Annotated in this window: 17 protein-coding genes; 5 read left to right on the top strand and 12 right to left on the bottom strand. The window is 35.8% G+C overall.

The genetic code is table 11. The annotated features are described in order from the left end of the window. Nucleotides 1–176: 176 nt before the first annotated feature. The 4 genes from ACIQ7N_RS05405 to ACIQ7N_RS05390 all read right to left on the bottom strand — a co-directional run bounded on the left by ACIQ7N_RS05405 (nucleotide 177) and on the right by ACIQ7N_RS05390 (nucleotide 4,346). Nucleotides 177–425, bottom strand: a complete 249-nt coding sequence (locus ACIQ7N_RS05405; RefSeq protein WP_132364033.1) for a DUF3006 domain-containing protein — start codon at nucleotides 423–425, stop codon at nucleotides 177–179. Next, nucleotides 412–1,620 (bottom strand): MBL fold metallo-hydrolase, encoded by a 1,209-nt coding sequence (locus ACIQ7N_RS05400; RefSeq protein ID WP_402930656.1) that lies wholly within the window; start codon nucleotides 1,618–1,620, stop codon nucleotides 412–414. The genes ACIQ7N_RS05405 and ACIQ7N_RS05400 overlap by 14 nt, the downstream gene beginning before the upstream one ends. Nucleotides 1,621–1,859: 239 nt before the next feature. Further along, entirely contained in the window at nucleotides 1,860–3,206 is a 1,347-nt protein-coding gene (locus ACIQ7N_RS05395) for a GntP family permease (protein WP_402930654.1), read from the bottom strand. After that, a complete protein-coding gene (locus tag ACIQ7N_RS05390) occupies nucleotides 3,207–4,346 on the bottom strand; it encodes a glycerate kinase (RefSeq protein WP_402930652.1) in 1,140 nt (379 codons plus the stop codon). It lies immediately after the preceding gene. A gap of 98 nt (nucleotides 4,347–4,444) precedes the next feature. Between ACIQ7N_RS05390 and ACIQ7N_RS05385 the strand changes: the two genes are divergently transcribed. Further along, nucleotides 4,445–5,569 carry a CdaR family transcriptional regulator gene (locus tag ACIQ7N_RS05385; RefSeq protein ID WP_402930830.1) on the top strand — a complete coding sequence of 375 codons (1,125 nt, stop codon included), beginning with the start codon at nucleotides 4,445–4,447 and terminating at the stop codon, nucleotides 5,567–5,569. Nucleotides 5,570–5,711: 142 nt separating this feature from the next. Here ACIQ7N_RS05385 and ACIQ7N_RS05380 read toward each other — a convergent pair whose 3' ends face one another. The 3 genes from ACIQ7N_RS05380 to ACIQ7N_RS05370 all read right to left on the bottom strand — a co-directional run bounded on the left by ACIQ7N_RS05380 (nucleotide 5,712) and on the right by ACIQ7N_RS05370 (nucleotide 9,489). Further along, nucleotides 5,712–7,217 carry a coproporphyrinogen III oxidase gene (locus tag ACIQ7N_RS05380; RefSeq protein ID WP_402930651.1) on the bottom strand — a complete coding sequence of 502 codons (1,506 nt, stop codon included), beginning with the start codon at nucleotides 7,215–7,217 and terminating at the stop codon, nucleotides 5,712–5,714. 150 nt (nucleotides 7,218–7,367) lie between these two features. After that, nucleotides 7,368–8,408: an LCP family protein gene (locus ACIQ7N_RS05375; protein WP_402930649.1), complete on the bottom strand. Its 1,041-nt coding sequence runs from the start codon at nucleotides 8,406–8,408 to the stop codon at nucleotides 7,368–7,370. A 160-nt stretch (nucleotides 8,409–8,568) separates the two neighbouring features. Beyond that, nucleotides 8,569–9,489, bottom strand: a complete 921-nt coding sequence (locus ACIQ7N_RS05370) for a stalk domain-containing protein (RefSeq protein WP_402930647.1) — start codon at nucleotides 9,487–9,489, stop codon at nucleotides 8,569–8,571. A gap of 250 nt (nucleotides 9,490–9,739) precedes the next feature. On the opposite strand from ACIQ7N_RS05370, the gene ACIQ7N_RS05365 reads away from it, so the two are divergent. Together ACIQ7N_RS05365 and ACIQ7N_RS05360 are read left to right on the top strand one after the other, a co-directional pair. Continuing rightward, nucleotides 9,740–9,910, top strand: coding sequence for a hypothetical protein (locus ACIQ7N_RS05365; protein WP_402930645.1), 171 nt, complete (start codon nucleotides 9,740–9,742; stop codon nucleotides 9,908–9,910). A gap of 16 nt (nucleotides 9,911–9,926) precedes the next feature. Then, entirely contained in the window at nucleotides 9,927–10,472 is a 546-nt protein-coding gene (locus ACIQ7N_RS05360) for a hypothetical protein (RefSeq protein ID WP_402930643.1), read from the top strand. A 323-nt stretch (nucleotides 10,473–10,795) separates the two neighbouring features. On the opposite strand, the gene ACIQ7N_RS05355 is transcribed toward ACIQ7N_RS05360, so the two are convergent. The 4 genes from ACIQ7N_RS05355 to ACIQ7N_RS05340 form a co-directional block, all read right to left on the bottom strand. Continuing rightward, complete coding sequence (locus ACIQ7N_RS05355; RefSeq protein WP_274067465.1) at nucleotides 10,796–11,458, bottom strand: ribonuclease H family protein; 663 nt, start codon at nucleotides 11,456–11,458, stop codon at nucleotides 10,796–10,798. A 126-nt stretch (nucleotides 11,459–11,584) separates the two neighbouring features. Then, nucleotides 11,585–11,857 (bottom strand): hypothetical protein, encoded by a 273-nt coding sequence (locus tag ACIQ7N_RS05350; RefSeq protein WP_402930641.1) that lies wholly within the window; start codon nucleotides 11,855–11,857, stop codon nucleotides 11,585–11,587. 23 nt (nucleotides 11,858–11,880) lie between these two features. Next, complete coding sequence (locus ACIQ7N_RS05345) at nucleotides 11,881–12,225, bottom strand: YlbF family regulator (protein WP_132364055.1); 345 nt, start codon at nucleotides 12,223–12,225, stop codon at nucleotides 11,881–11,883. A gap of 17 nt (nucleotides 12,226–12,242) precedes the next feature. Beyond that, on the bottom strand, nucleotides 12,243–13,385 hold the full coding sequence (locus ACIQ7N_RS05340; protein ID WP_402930639.1) for a DUF445 domain-containing protein: 1,143 nt from the start codon (nucleotides 13,383–13,385) through the stop codon (nucleotides 12,243–12,245). A 307-nt stretch (nucleotides 13,386–13,692) separates the two neighbouring features. Here ACIQ7N_RS05340 and ACIQ7N_RS05335 point away from each other — a divergent pair, with 307 nt between their 5' ends. Both ACIQ7N_RS05335 and ACIQ7N_RS05330 read left to right on the top strand, forming a co-directional pair. Beyond that, nucleotides 13,693–13,896 (top strand): YheE family protein, encoded by a 204-nt coding sequence (locus tag ACIQ7N_RS05335; RefSeq protein WP_132364059.1) that lies wholly within the window; start codon nucleotides 13,693–13,695, stop codon nucleotides 13,894–13,896. 227 nt (nucleotides 13,897–14,123) lie between these two features. After that, nucleotides 14,124–14,543 (top strand): hypothetical protein, encoded by a 420-nt coding sequence (locus ACIQ7N_RS05330; protein ID WP_132364061.1) that lies wholly within the window; start codon nucleotides 14,124–14,126, stop codon nucleotides 14,541–14,543. Nucleotides 14,544–14,760: 217 nt separating this feature from the next. Here ACIQ7N_RS05330 and ACIQ7N_RS05325 read toward each other — a convergent pair. Continuing rightward, nucleotides 14,761–14,991, bottom strand: a 231-nt coding sequence (locus ACIQ7N_RS05325) for a hypothetical protein (RefSeq protein WP_402930636.1), incomplete at its 5' end; no start/stop codon positions are given.

Genomic DNA, 14,991 nt, shown 5'->3' with positions numbered 1-14,991 from the left:
TGCCAACGAAGCGACAGCCGCACGATGTTGGTCACTAAGCTGTTATCACAGGACGGGATGCTTTTAGCCTTCGTTCCTTTATTGCTAATCCCCAACAAGTCGAGCGATCATATGGCATACGCTTTAACAAATTTCATCTCCATCTTTTAGTGATGAGCCTCTTCTTCACTCTTGAACTATTGTTTTTTCTTACGCAATCTATCCATTAAGCTTTGTATTTCTACCTTTTTCTGCTCAGTTTCTTCTTTTAAAATTTCAATTTGATAGATGCCATCCATTTCTTCAATAAGCACGCGATCGCCAACCTGTACTGTTTTATTCATGGCAGACTGTAAAATGATTAGCTGTTCCTCTTCCTCTGGGTATTTCAAAAAAACTGCATATCCATCTTCAATACGGTCTAAGGTGTATTTAGTCGAGCTCACTAACAAGTTCCCCTTTCGCATTACGTAATTGAGCAGCATCCCCATCATTCAGCCAAATCTGTTTCTTTGTCCATTTCAAATAATTTTGACCGTCTTGTGCATTCGAGCCACTTGTGACATAAATCGTCTTCCCTGGCTGCAATGTCACATTCGGGAAGTTAAAAACTTGATTCCCTTCAATCGATATAAGCTGCCAATCTTTTAAAGACACTGCTTCATTACCATTATTTTTAATGCCTACAACTTCTTCGATTAAATCCTTACTAACAATCTCAACACTTGCACTAGTCGTTTTTGGTGCTGAGACACTTGAATTAGTTTTTTGTGGTGCTGAAGCAATTGGTCCAGACCATTCTTTTGAATTCACGTCATAGTTTACCCCATCTGTTGAGACGATAACAGTCCCTGCTTCTGCAGTTGCGTAAATTTTACTGCCAATTGCTTGTAAACGCTCAACTACTTCAGCATGCGGATGACCATACTTATTACCCTCTCCATAGCTTAAAATTGTCACCCAAGGATGTACTTTCTGAATAAACTCCACAGAGCTACTCGTGTTAGAGCCATGATGACCTGCCTTTAAGATCGTTGCTTTCACATCGTTCTGCATCATCTCTTTTTCTAACGCTATTCCCGCGTCGGCTGTTAATAAAAATGATACATTGCCATAAGTAACTTTTAAGACAATGGAAGCATCATTATTATCTGTTGCATGCTCATTGGCATTTAACACCTTCACATTAATATCATCATCAAACGCTATACTGTCACCTGTTTTTGGAACATTATAAGGAATATTCTTTGTATCAATTAGTGTCAGCATCTCTTCAAAAGTTTGAGATGTATGTACCTTCCCTGAATCATAAAATTGTCCGATATCTATCGAGTTCAACACAGGAATTAAACCACCAATATGGTCTGCATCAGGATGGGTTGCGACCACTATATCAAGCTTGTTCACACCAAGCTCCTTCAAATATGAGACAACCTTTTGCCCAGCACCTTTAACCCCTCCATCAACAAGCATTGTCTTGCCGTTTGGGGATTCAAGAAAAATCGAATCTCCTTGTCCTACATCAATAAAATGTACGCGCATTTCATGTCCTGCAGTGACGGCTACTTTTTTCGTATTTAATGTTTCCGTACAGCCTGCTAATAAAAAAATACAAAAGAGCACTACTATTAATTTTTTCATCTACTTACTTCCTTTCTATTTTTCTATTATACAAAAAAGAGAGCTACCCATGGGCTGCTCTCTATGTCTAATCAATTATGCCTCGGCACAATTGCGTTCAGATTCGGTTTTGTACTTGCACATTCAGATACCCGCTGAAAATTAATTTAAAATCTGATTCATCTCACCACCTAAAGAGATGGGAGATTTCTATATCTGTCGCTTTTGCTTTCGTTACATAAAATAATTGCTGAAAGAAGTTAAACTAAAATCCACCATAAGATTATTGTTACGACAATAGTGACTAGCCCTTGTAGTAAGGTTGCAACTGTTTGCGCTTTGTATGCTTGTGTCACTTCCATTCCGCTATACTGTGTAATCACCCAGAAGAAACTATCATTGACATGGCTAACTGTCATTGCCCCAGCACCTATCGCCATGACTACTAATGCTAACGGTATCGCTCCTCCAATTCCAAGTGTGGCTAACATTGGTGCTACAAGTGTAGATGTAATAACAAGTGCTGTCGTTGAAGACCCCTGAGCTGTTTTCAATGCTGCTGCTACGATAAATGGCACAATGAGGAATAGGCTTCCTGAAGCAAACATGCCTAAATCCATTTCTTGCAGCATTTCCCCAACACCAGCATTTTTTATTACTGTACCAAATGAACCGCCTGCTCCAGTAATTAATAAAATAGGAGCTGCTTCTTTTAAACTTTCACCAATCCAACCAGTTAACGTATTTTCACTAATTTCTGGTAATAACAAAAATGCTGCTAAGACACCTAAAAATAAAGCAACTGTTGGAGATCCTAGAAATCTGAAAATCACATTTAATGTCGATTCTGGATCACCAACTAATGCAGCAATCGAACCAATACCAATTAATACGATAGGTAGTACAATAGGTAAAAATGCTTTAAACGTTGATGGCATTTTACCAAAAGATTTTATGACTTCCTCATAATCTAATGCTTCTACTTCATCTTCTGGTACGCGAATTTTTGTCGCTACTTTCACCGACCATAAATACCCTACAAATGTTGCTGGAATCGCTACTATCAACCCGATAACAATAACTGTTCCTAAATAATCTGATGCACCGATGTTTCCAGCTGCAGCAATTGGCCCTGGTGTTGGCGGTACTAATACATGTGTAGCGAAAAGCCCTGTCGCTAAAGCTACAGCCATCGAAGCAATTGTTACATTAGCACGCTTAGCTAAAGATTTCTGTAAGCTCGATAAAATAATAAAGCCTGAATCACAAAAGACTGGGATAGAGACGATATAACCGATTAATGACATTGCTAATTGAGGACGCTTTGGACCAACAACTCGTAATACCACTTCTGCCATTCGATAAGCGGCCCCTGATTTTTCTAATATTAAACCAATTATTGTACCTGCTATAATAACTAAACCGATACTTGTCATCAACCCACCAAAGCCGGTGTTAATGCTTTCAATCACTGTTAATAAAGGCATACCCGAAACAATTCCAACAAAGAATGCGCTTATTAATAAGGCCAAAAATGGATGAAGCTTTAACTTTGCTGTTCCAAATACAACAAACAATACCCCTATTAAAATAATGATGAACAACATTTACTCATCCCCCTTTTGTACGTAATACTCAAATATCCTTTTTGTTTTTAGACGAATAAATTCATAAGGCTTTTGCATTGCCTGCTGAACACTAATCTTCTCATCTACTAATGACTCAACAACATTAAAGTAGTTTAGTAGCGCAGGTTTATCAATTTCATCAATAGCCCCTGACAACAAAATAGCCTGTGCATTTGCTAATTTTGCTACCTTCGCTACCCCTAAAGGCGCCTTTCCATGCAATGTTTGACAATCCGATTTGCCTTCACCTGTAATAACAAAACCAGCACCTTCTAAATGTTTTTTTAGCTGCACTGCATCAATTACAATATCAATGCCCGCATGAAAACTACCGTTTAAAAAGGCTACTAATGCACCTCCCATTCCCCCTGCCGCACCCGCCCCTTTGAAGTCATGTAGTCGAATGCTAAATTGTTTTTCAATAATATCTGCAAACCGCTTTAGGCAGCTATCAAAATAAGCTATTTGATGCTCCTTCACACCTTTTTGAGGTCCAAAAATAGCTGTTGCCCCACAATCTCCAATTAGTGGATTGTCTACATCACATGCAATAATAAATTGCGTTTCATTCAATCGAGCATCTAGCTGACTAGCATCAATTAAAGCTAAATCTAATAGTGATGACACCCCCTCGGAAATTAAAGTGCCGTCTTCTTTTTTAAATTGGAGTCCAAGTGCCTTTAACATACCTACACCAGCATCATTTGTAGCACTGCCGCCAATTCCGATAATAAACTTCCTAAATCCTGCATCAAGAGCAGCCTTTATAAGCTGTCCCGTTCCATACGTTGATGCAAGCTCAGGATTTTTTTCTTTCTCCCGTAACAGCATAATACCAGATGCTTGAGCCATTTCAATTACACATGTTTCATTATCACCGAGAACACCATATTTTGCTTCAATCTCTCTCCCCAATGGGTCAAGTACATATTGTGAAATATATCGACCATCTGTTGAGGCGATAAGTGATACTAGTGTACCTTCTCCACCGTCTGCAACGGGAAGAATAATTGTTTCAATCGATTGATTAACATCCATGATTCCTGCCTGCATTGCATTAGCCACCTCGATGGCCGATAAAGTGCCCTTATAGGAATCTGGACTAATAACGACTTTCATTTTATACCTCCATAATTCTTTCTATAACACAATTAAGTTAAGCGCTTACATTTATTATAATGACAATAAATTCAGAAAACATTATAATGAATGTATAAATTAACTGTAATATAACAGATGTTTTTTATGCGAGGTGTATAAACATATTAACGAAAAAATTAGCAGAAGATATCGTACATCAAACAATGTTACGATTACGTCGCAACATTAATGTCATTAGTCCAACCGGTGTCATTTTAGCTTCTGGCGATAAAATGAGAGTTGAGAATATTCATGAAGGCGCACTCTATGTTGCCAAAAACAAGGAGACGCTTATTATTAATGAGGAAAATATAGACCAGTATCCAAACACTAGGCCTGGCATTAATATGCCTATCATGTATCAGGATGATGTCATTGGTGTTATTGGGATTACAGGGGATTCTGAGGACATACTAGAAATCGCCAACCTTGTCCAATTAACAACAGAAATCATGGCACATCAAGCCATTATCGAATCAAAAAGTGAATGGCATAGAAAAAATAATGACTACATATTTGAAGCACTAGTTCATGGTAGCATGCTAGATGCGGCATTACAGGAACGGATCCATAAGCTGCCATTTCCACTAGTAGCACCTTTTCAAATCCTACTAGTAAGCTTAGATGAACCCTTATACACAGAGAATAGCATCCCTTTCTTCCTAGAAGATCTATTTTATAAGCAGCCTATACTTTCAGGATATAGTCAACTACATGAATACTATATTCTGTTAACAAGTTGTGAGGACAATACACAGCAGCAAATAATGAGGGCATTGCGGAAAAAGCAACAAAAACTTCATTCCTTACAGATTGGAGTTGGTCCAACCGTCCAACATTTATCTCAGTTACCTCATAGCTACCATGGTGCTAAAACGGCACTAAAGTTTGCCTTAATTAATAAAGAAATCACTTATTTTGAAGATATAGAGTTATTCTCTCTTTTTAAAAATCAAGATTCGGAGGAGGTTCGAGCATTCCATCTACGTGTTCTCAAAAGCATGAATGCAAAGCAACTTGAAACATTACAAGCTTTTTTTAATTGTAATTTACAGCTTAAACTCTGTTCCCAACAGTTAAATATTCATCGTCATACGCTCACCTATAGACTAAATAAAATTAGAGAGCTAACAGGCTACGATCCTCAATATTTTGAAGATGCTGTTATATTAAAAATGGCGTGTGATTTAAGAAAATTATAACGAGATTTTATCGGAATGTTTTTTAATTTTATCGGAACATTTTGTGGTTTTATCGGAATCTTTTACTGGTTTATCGGACCATTATCGCGATTTATCGGAATAAAAGAGGCAATCTGAACACTACGTCAGATTGCCATCTTTTTTATGCCTTATATAACTCATCTAAAAACTCAATTTTTTTACCGATTGCCTCTTCAAACGTCATGATGTAAGCAGCTGGATCTTTTGGATTATGGAACTGCGTAATCTTCCCTGTTTCAGGATGTACAAATTTAGAGGATGCTCCACAGCCAATCCCTAAAATTGTCTGTACTTCTTCCATTATGACAATATTATAGATACTTTCTTCACCAGCTTTACTGTAGCCGACATTTTCTAAATTACCTAAAATGTTTTTTTGACGATATAAATAGTATGGTACATAATCATTTTCCTTCGTCCATACTTGTGCCATATGCATCATTTTTGCAACAGTATCACGGTCTGCTACCTTGTACTTATCCTTATTACGTGTCATTTCCGATGCACGCTTAAATGATAATGTGTGTACCGTTAGCGATTCTGGCTGCATTTTTGCAGATTCATCTAATGAATGCTGGAACTCTTCAATTCCTTCATTCGGTAAACCAATAATTAAATCCATATTAATGTTATTCATGCCTGATTCACGTGCTAACCAAAACTTATCAATTGTTTCCTGTACCGTATGATGACGCCCAATTGCTTTAAGTGTTTCATCTGTATACGATTGTGGATTAACACTTATTCGGTCAATACCCCATTTTTTTAACACGTCTAGTTTTTCAGGCGTAATCGTATCAGGTCTACCCGCTTCGACAGTTACTTCACGGATTGTCTCAGGGTGTGGGAAGGATTCATGCATTGTTTGATAGAGTGCATCCATTTCATGGGCCTCGATAGATGTCGGTGTACCACCACCCCAATAAATGGACGTGATTTTCATATTATTTTCCTTCAGCCATTTCCCCATTTCACGTAATTCAATATGCAGCCCATCTAAAAATGTAGCAACACGCCCTTGTTTTCGATTGCTGCCAATCGCATAGGCTGGGAACGTGCAATAGGCACATTTAGTCGGGCAGAAAGGAATACCGATATAAATACTTATTTCTTTACCGATTTCATCTATATCAGGAATCGTCACTAGCTGACGAGCCACTATTTCTTTAAGTAATGCTACCTTTTCTTCTGACAGACGGAAATCACGAATAAGAATATTTGCTATTTCATCCTCACTCTTCCCAGCTTGTCGGAATTTATGGTAAAGCTTAGTTGGACGCACACCTGTTAAAATTCCCCATTGCTGATGCATTCCCGTATGTTGCTCTAGCACATCTAAAAATACGTGAGATAAAGCACGCTTCATACGAATATTTAGCTCACGTCCTTCAGCCTCCGTTTCATATTGAATACGGTAATCATTTGTAAAACGCTTACCGTCTACTTCTAGAACGGCTTTTGTAGAAATTGAGAAATCATCCCCAACATTATGTTCGAATGATACTGCCATATCTGTTCCTTCAGACTCTACTGTTAACTTGGAATCCTCAAAAAATAAATTCGCAATATGATTTAATACGCGAATCCAATCCTCAGGATATTTTTGATCTATGTGAATAAATTTCATTTTCTTCGCTCTTTTCTCTCAAAAATTACAGCACCAATAGTTTAACAAATTTCCATAACGATAAGCAAAGCCGCAATTAATAACAGAATATTCCGTCTGATGATCAAAAAATCCATTTTGACAAAATTTATCAAAATGGATTTTTATCTTTTAATTATCTATAGCCGCATTTGTTTTGAATTTTTTTTCTTTTAGTTTAAGAATTTTTCTTAATTCCACGCTTACTTTCTCCAAGCGTTCCATATCGGGTATAAAATAAGAAGTTTTACCGATATACTGATCTTCTCCTTTTATTTCTAACGTTTTCGTAGATATGTTTTTGGAATTCAAATATTGCTTTTGGAGTGCATAGATTTCATTAAGGTTTAAATCTGTTTCTACGTTTTTTCCTAAAATATCGGCAATTTGACCAATTTTAAATATGGTATTCGTCGATTTTGCTTGATTAATTGTTGCCGTCAAAAATTGTCTTTGTCTCTCTTCGCGTGAGTATGAAGCATTAACAGGTCTGTATCTCATTCTTACAAATGCAAGTGCCTCTTCCCCATTTAAACGTGCCTCTCCTTTATGAAATTCTATCCTTTGTTTTCTATCGTAAATATTATCTTCCCAGAAATCCTCTTTTACATCTATTGTTACTCCACCTAAAGCATCGACAATATCTCTAAAGCCATCAAAGTTAACTGCAATAAAATTATCGATCGGTATATTCAGGAATTTTTCAACTGTCTCTAATTGCAGCTTAATTGCCCCATAGCCTGTAATTGATCCATAATTATAAGCGGCATTGATTTTATGTATCCCTGTATATTCCCCGGCATTTTCTATTTTAACTCTTGCATCCCGAGGTACTGTAATTAAGTTTATTTCAGATGTATCCGGATCCAAAGTAATGACCATTTGAGTATCTGCTCGACCGTCCTTCTCCTTACTAGAATAATTTTCAACACCTAATAATAGAATTGCGATTGGATCTTTTTTAAATGATACATCCTCTTCCCTAAGCTCTGATTTATTTCCTGCTCTATTTAAATCAACCTTTGAACTATCATAAGCATTTTTAAATTTAACAAAGGCATAAGCTCCATAACTAGTGACAGTTAATAGTAAAATTACAATTACTAGTAGGGTAATTTTTATAACTTTATTTTTAGGTTTCGCTTTTTTAGAGCTTCTAGTTTTTCTTTCCAAATTAAATCCTCTCTTCTATTCGAATTCCTGAAGTAAAGTCATTCTCTCCGTTAATAAAGACGCTATTTGCTCTTTAGAGTTTCCTTATATGAATATATTTGGAAAAACAAAATTAAAAAAATCCCTATAAAGGTAATCTACCTTTACAGAGATTTTAAAATTATTTTAAGTATTCCTCTACAAATTCAACTGGTACATATGTTTTATTACTTCCTAACAAAGCAGGAGCTACATTAAGTGAGCGTAATGCTTTATTATAACCAAACATTTTTTCTCCACGAGTAATTGTGTAGGATAAATTACCTTTAGATACAATTGCACCTTTACCTGTTGACTCCACTGTATAATCAAGCTTTTCGGCAATCAAACGTAACGGAACCATCTTTGTTCCATCAACTTCATAATAATCTGTCGCGATTATTTCTGCTATTTCTGCATCTACAGTATTTTCTGTTGTATTTCCTGATTCGTCATCAAGAACAATTACTTTCGAAGGGGTAGTTTGAGCGGGGATACTTTTTGTTGAAGCTGTATAAAAAACAACTAAGTTCTTCTCTACTAAATCTTTAGCTGTAACTTTCTCGCCCTTCGTATTTAAAAGATCTGTGTTTTCACCAATGCTTAATTTTAACATATTATAAGTATTTGTTAGGTTTTCAAAGAAGTAATCAACTTCAACAAATCCAGCTTCCTTAGTTTCAACAATAACAACATCAGGATCGAATTGTGGTGGATAAATTAATTTTTGTGGCTTATTCGCAAATGTATAAGCTACTATTTTATCCCCTTCTTTAAGCTCCACTTTTTTACCTGTATTATCGAAAACAAGTGTATCTTTTGTTATTTCTAAAATATTTGTTTGATCAGCATCTTTTACTGTGAAATATGTAATTTTTCCACTGGCATTGACTTTTTCAACTGTTCCATAGGTAGTAGTGAAAATGTGAACAGGATCAATTTGAATTTGTGGTAGTTGTTGTTCTGTCTCTGTCGGATTTTCTTTTGCTGAAGCGACCGGTATTACTACACTTCCAAATAATAATGCTGTCATTGCTGCGGGTGCAAATTTTTTCATGTTCATAAAATCTCTCCTTATTATTAGGTTCATAGTAGTAGTAGTTTCAGAATGGTAAAAGTTTCATTAAAAATGGAGAATTTATGATAATAACCGTTTTTTTAGTCAATATCTATTATAATTAGCAATAATAAATTTGAATAATTGGCCTATTGCCAATAGCGTAGGGTTGATTTCTGTTCCTTTTTAACAAATTTCGTCCCCTGCTTTTGGTGATGAATCTACTAATTTTATGGAGAAGTAAGGAGATACTATGTTGAAAAAACGGATAATTCCACTATTGTTTCTAAGTTGTTTGTTATTTTCTTGTGAGGATCAACCATCAAAAGAACCTGATGTTTCTAATGAGTCAACAAAGAATGACAAATTATCTTACACGACAGAAGAGTGGAAGCAACAAGCCTTGAATAGTAAATGGTACAAGTAAAGATTCTTTTGTTGAAATGAAAGTAGATACCTCTAAAAATACCTTTACTATTCAAACAGGAGATTATTTAGAGCATTTTACATTTCGTGACCATGTCATAATTAGTGATCATAGTACAACAAACTTATATTCTGGATTATCCATCATTCAAAATCCAAAACTACTAAAATTGCTAAATCATGATTTCTTTAATACTGATATTATTTTTGGTGATACTTATACGTTAGCTAAGAGAAAAGCAGGTTCGCCAAAAAGGGAAGAGTATTATGAGGGAGGTCTCTGTTCTTTTTATGATAATTACTTTTTCTGTCTAGCTGAGGAAGAGATACCTGTTAGTCATTATTATCTTTCAAATTTCAAAAATGTTACAAAAGAATCTTTAGAGGAAGTCATAGATCAAGCTATTCAAATTTCTTCTTATGAGAGATATGGAGATCCTGATGATATCGTATATTATGCAAATTTTGAATTTGATAATGTTTATTTCCAAGCTGAATTTAATCATGATCAAAGTAATGCTGAGCTAACTAGTCTTACATTGGCAATCAATACTTTTGAATAGTAAAAAAAATTGTCTACATAAGAAGTGGATCAATAAACAAACCACAAGTTCATAATACTGGTGGATTAATGGTGAACATGGAAGACAATATCGTTCTTTTGTACTTCACTTCTAAATCTAAAGACAAAATTATAATCTTTAAACATAAGGACCCTTCTTTCTGTATAATTTTGTTGTGGTGACTTAATTTTATCAGAAGTGGTCCTTATTTTTTATGAAAAAATTTAACGCCGGTGAAATTTTACTGATCGTAAAATGTCACCGGCTTTTTAGTTTAGAGAGGGATTATGTCCAGTCTCTTTCTCTTTCACAGTGTCTAATACTCATTCCTTAACCATTTCCCTTAAGCCCGTAATATCGATACCGTTTAATGCTTGAGTTGCAAGGCGATCAGCTTCAGAATTTTCTTTACGTGATATAAGCTTGTACTCTGGCTGGATACTTAGCTCCTCTAGCTTTGCATCAATTTTATCTGCCCAGCTAGATAAATTCTTTTCAAGCGCCGGCCATTCTCCGCTCAATTGATTAATAACAACTTGAGAATCACCAGTGAAACAAACGGGCAAATGATGAACATTCAATAGCTCAAGCTCGACAACCCCCAAATAAAGCGCTGCATATTCTGCCTCATTATTGGATTTAAGCTCTGACGAAAAAGAATTTTGTCGTAATCGATATGGCTTGCCATTTTGCTCATAATAAATCACGCAGCCTAGCCCCGATTGATTCGTTGCACGATCAAAGCCCCCATCAAAATAGACAGTAATATTGTGTGGCTCAGTGTCAATTTCCTTTAAATATGCCTTGAGTTCCTTTAAAGACCAGTTTGTATCCTGTCGATCGACACAGTGCAGTGATTTTACTCTCCCAGTTCGCTCCATGTCCTCTGCAAGTAGTAAGGCTTGAGCTGCTGGCATTTCTTCTGAACGTAAAACAGTTTCAGCACCCTTTTTTGCTTTATAGGTCCATTCAATGATTACATGCATAATATAACCTCCAATAGATATTGAGCCATAAATTGAAAACGTGCTCCGGCTTGCGGAAACACGTTTTTCTTCTTACTTGTTATATGTGCAACTATTAGTATTTTTATGCCTAAGAAAGCTATTCGATCAGATTGATAGCATCTGTTTTGTCCAGACACTCGTTTGTGACGCTAAAATCTGTTGCTCTGCTGCTTGGATGTTGAACATCGCCGCTAAATCATGTTGTTCCGTCGCTTTGATGCTCAACATCGCCGCTAAATCATGTTGTTCCGCTGCTTTGTTGCTCAACATCGCCGCTAAATCATGCTTTTCCGCTGCTTTGTTGCTCAACATCGCCGCTAAATCATGCTTTTCCGCTGCTTTGTTGCTCAACATCGCCGCTAAATCATGCTTTTCCACCGCTTAGTTGTTTTTCCTCGCTGTTATAATTCCTCATACAATGCTTGAATAGGTTTTATTAAAATGCGGTTTACTTCTTCAATGATTTTACTTAGCTTCATTTCCGCCTCAAGCATTGTAGAAATTTTTGCATTTTGCTGTGCAAGCTGTGCTGCTTTTTGCGCGTATACAAGTTCATCTTCCAAAATATCTTGGCCAGTTAACTGCTTTTGCTGTAGGTCAATTTGAACCTTACGGAAATTTTTGAATAAATTTAATGCCTCTTGATCTTCCTTAACAGCTGCCACTGCTTCTTTTAACGCTTCAAATTCAGGTGTTTTACGTAAAGTTGCCTCTAACGCATTAATTTCATTGTAAATATTAATCATAAACATAATTCTCCTTTTCAAATAAAGTAAACAATTAACCCTTGCACAATCCCAATCAATCCACCAAGAACTGCACCAAGTACTGTAATCATTTTAAACTCACGCTTAGAAATACCTAGTACAAGCTCCTCTAATTTTGATACAGGGAAAGAATCAACCTGCTCACGTACTACTTCTTGTAAATTTAAGCGTTTCAACACATCTTCTAATTTATCTTCAGCTTTTACAAAAGCTTTTTCAATTGCTTGTGGGATTACTGTTTCCTTCATCCATGAATTTCCTTCTGGCCAGTAATGCGCAATAGGATAATTCAAGCGCTCTTCAACTGCTAATTGTTCTTTTACGTAAGCTTGCAATTTCGTTAATATTTGTTCAAAACGAATATCCTTTAAGAAATCCATTGCTGGGCGATCTTTTAATTTTTCCAATTCCTGCGTAAAAATTTTCGTTAGTAATGTTGTTGTTCCTGGTGCCTGTAAAAGTTTCACAAGTTCACGTTGAACCTTTGCTACGAGCGATGAAGAATCACCTAAAAACATATTAATCATTCCACCAAGTGATCCTTTTGACGATAAGAAGTCATCAATCATCGCCTTAATTGTCAGTTCGCCCTCAGGTGATAAAAAATAATCCTCACCCTTTTCTAAAATATGATCAACCGCTACTGGTATCTTTGCATCAATAGTTTTTTGAATATCTGCTGATAATAGCGTACGAATTGATTTCGTTGATAGTGTATTCTTAACCGCTTCAAATTGTCCCTCAACAATTGCTTCTACCTTTTGTTCAATTGTTGCTGACATATTGGAAAACCCAGCTAATGATAGCCAATCCTGAATTGTTTTATCATTAGTAAAAATCGTTTCTTCTACCTTTGCTTGTACAAACTGTTCTACCTTATTTTGAATATCCTTTGAGAAAAATTTCTTTCTAAAAGTTTCAGGTGTTAACAAATAATTCACAACCGTTAACCCAAGTTGCTTTGCTAATTCGTCACGTCGCTTCGGAATAAGACCTGGTGTAAAGGGCACTCGCCAATTTTTAATATATATAGCTTTATGTGGTCGGAAAAGCATTTTAATAGCTAGGTGATTCGTTACACCACCGATTGCAGCACCTATAATTGCCATAAATAGTAATGTCACTATAAAATTATCCATTCGTATCCTCTCATTTCAATTGTATTCACTATTGGCGTATTTTGTCGCCTGCTGCACTAATTATAGCAGAGCAATGATTTTCTACGAAAGAAATACCCTCTATTAGATTAACTATTTTTATCCACCTTTATTACTGATTCACGCAACGAGCACTTGCTTTCCCACGGGAGTCGAGTAGCCCGTAGTGGGAATCAGTGAAAAACGTGCGTACGTAAGCAAAATATCTTTTATCGAGCTCATTACAGTTGCAAAATAGCCACTATCCTTGAATAATATTAACTACATAAATAAGAAATGGGGTTTGGTTATGATTCAGCATTTTAGCTTTAAGCCTTTATTTGAAAATTCTCAGCTTCCAGGCTGGTCTATTTCGTTCTTCTATAAACGTGAACGTTACACAGCGGAGTACTTAAAAGATGGCGTTATACAATGGCATGGAATGATCCCTCCAAACGAAGAAGATGTAAAAAAAATGATTCATGAACTTATGTTGTACCATGTTTACGACTGATCAATTTGGCGTAATTGTAGCTATCGCTTTGCTTTGGCTATAGAAAATTGCTGTATGAAGATACAAGTAGTATTTTCCTGCCCTAAATTGCATAAAAACACCTATTTTTTACTAATTTATACACTGCTATTATCTTAAAAATGGTTAAGTATATTGAAATTCCCTTATTTTTCTTATACATTTATGGTATTAAGAATTAAAGGTTTTTTATGCAGGAGGCTATTTCAATGAGTAAAGTCACTCTTTCTGATGACTTAAACAGTTATAATTCAAAAGCATTAATTCGTGCAAAAGTAAAAGAAGTTTTTCCCGAATTTTCCGCTAAAATCTTCGAGTTAGCGAGTGAGGCTAAAGCTATTGATAGTAAAAAATTTGAGGCTCTTTCTGGCTTTAAAAGTGATTTTTACAATGAATACTGCAGTCAACTAAAAGGATTTTTCAATTCATCTACTAATACTTTCGGAAAAAGGCCTGTAAAAAATATATATTTAACGTATAAGGACAAAAATTATATTTTTACACAGCAAGGTATAACAGAAAAAGCACCTGTTACAATTGCACTTTACTCAGGTGAAATACCATTTAAAGAAACGCTTCACGATGTAGAAAAAGCGTGCTTAAAATTACGTTTCAACAACAATAAATAATTAAAGCAGAAGGAGCCATCTCATTGAATGAAATTGGCTCCTTTTTTGTAAAAAAAATATATTGAAATTAGCTTTCGTTACAAAAACCAAATGTGCTGCCGCTTCGCTTTCGCACATAAATGTTGCCCTGATGCCCTCTAGGAAGCGCCAAGTCGAAACAGAAATCAACTCCCTTATTTTGCTGAAGAGCGATACGATGACACCATTCATTTTATTTTCAACATAACAAAAGAGCCACCCCATATGAATGAGATGGCTCCTTTTTTGTAAAAAAAAATATATTGAAATTAGCTTTCGTTACAAAAACCAAATGTGCTGCCGCTTCGCTTTCGCACATAAATGTTGCCCCGAGGCCCTCTAGGAAGCGCCAAGTCGAAACAGAAATCAACTCCCTTATTTTGCTGAAGAGCGATACGATGACACCATTCATTTTATTTTCAACATAACA

The organism is Lysinibacillus sp. NPDC095746 (assembly GCF_044763535.1).
In the GTDB taxonomy this organism is placed as follows: Bacteria; Bacillota; Bacilli; order Bacillales_A; family Planococcaceae; genus Lysinibacillus.
Note: the sequence above shows the minus strand (reverse complement) of the source record. Positions and strands in the feature narration are given on the sequence as shown.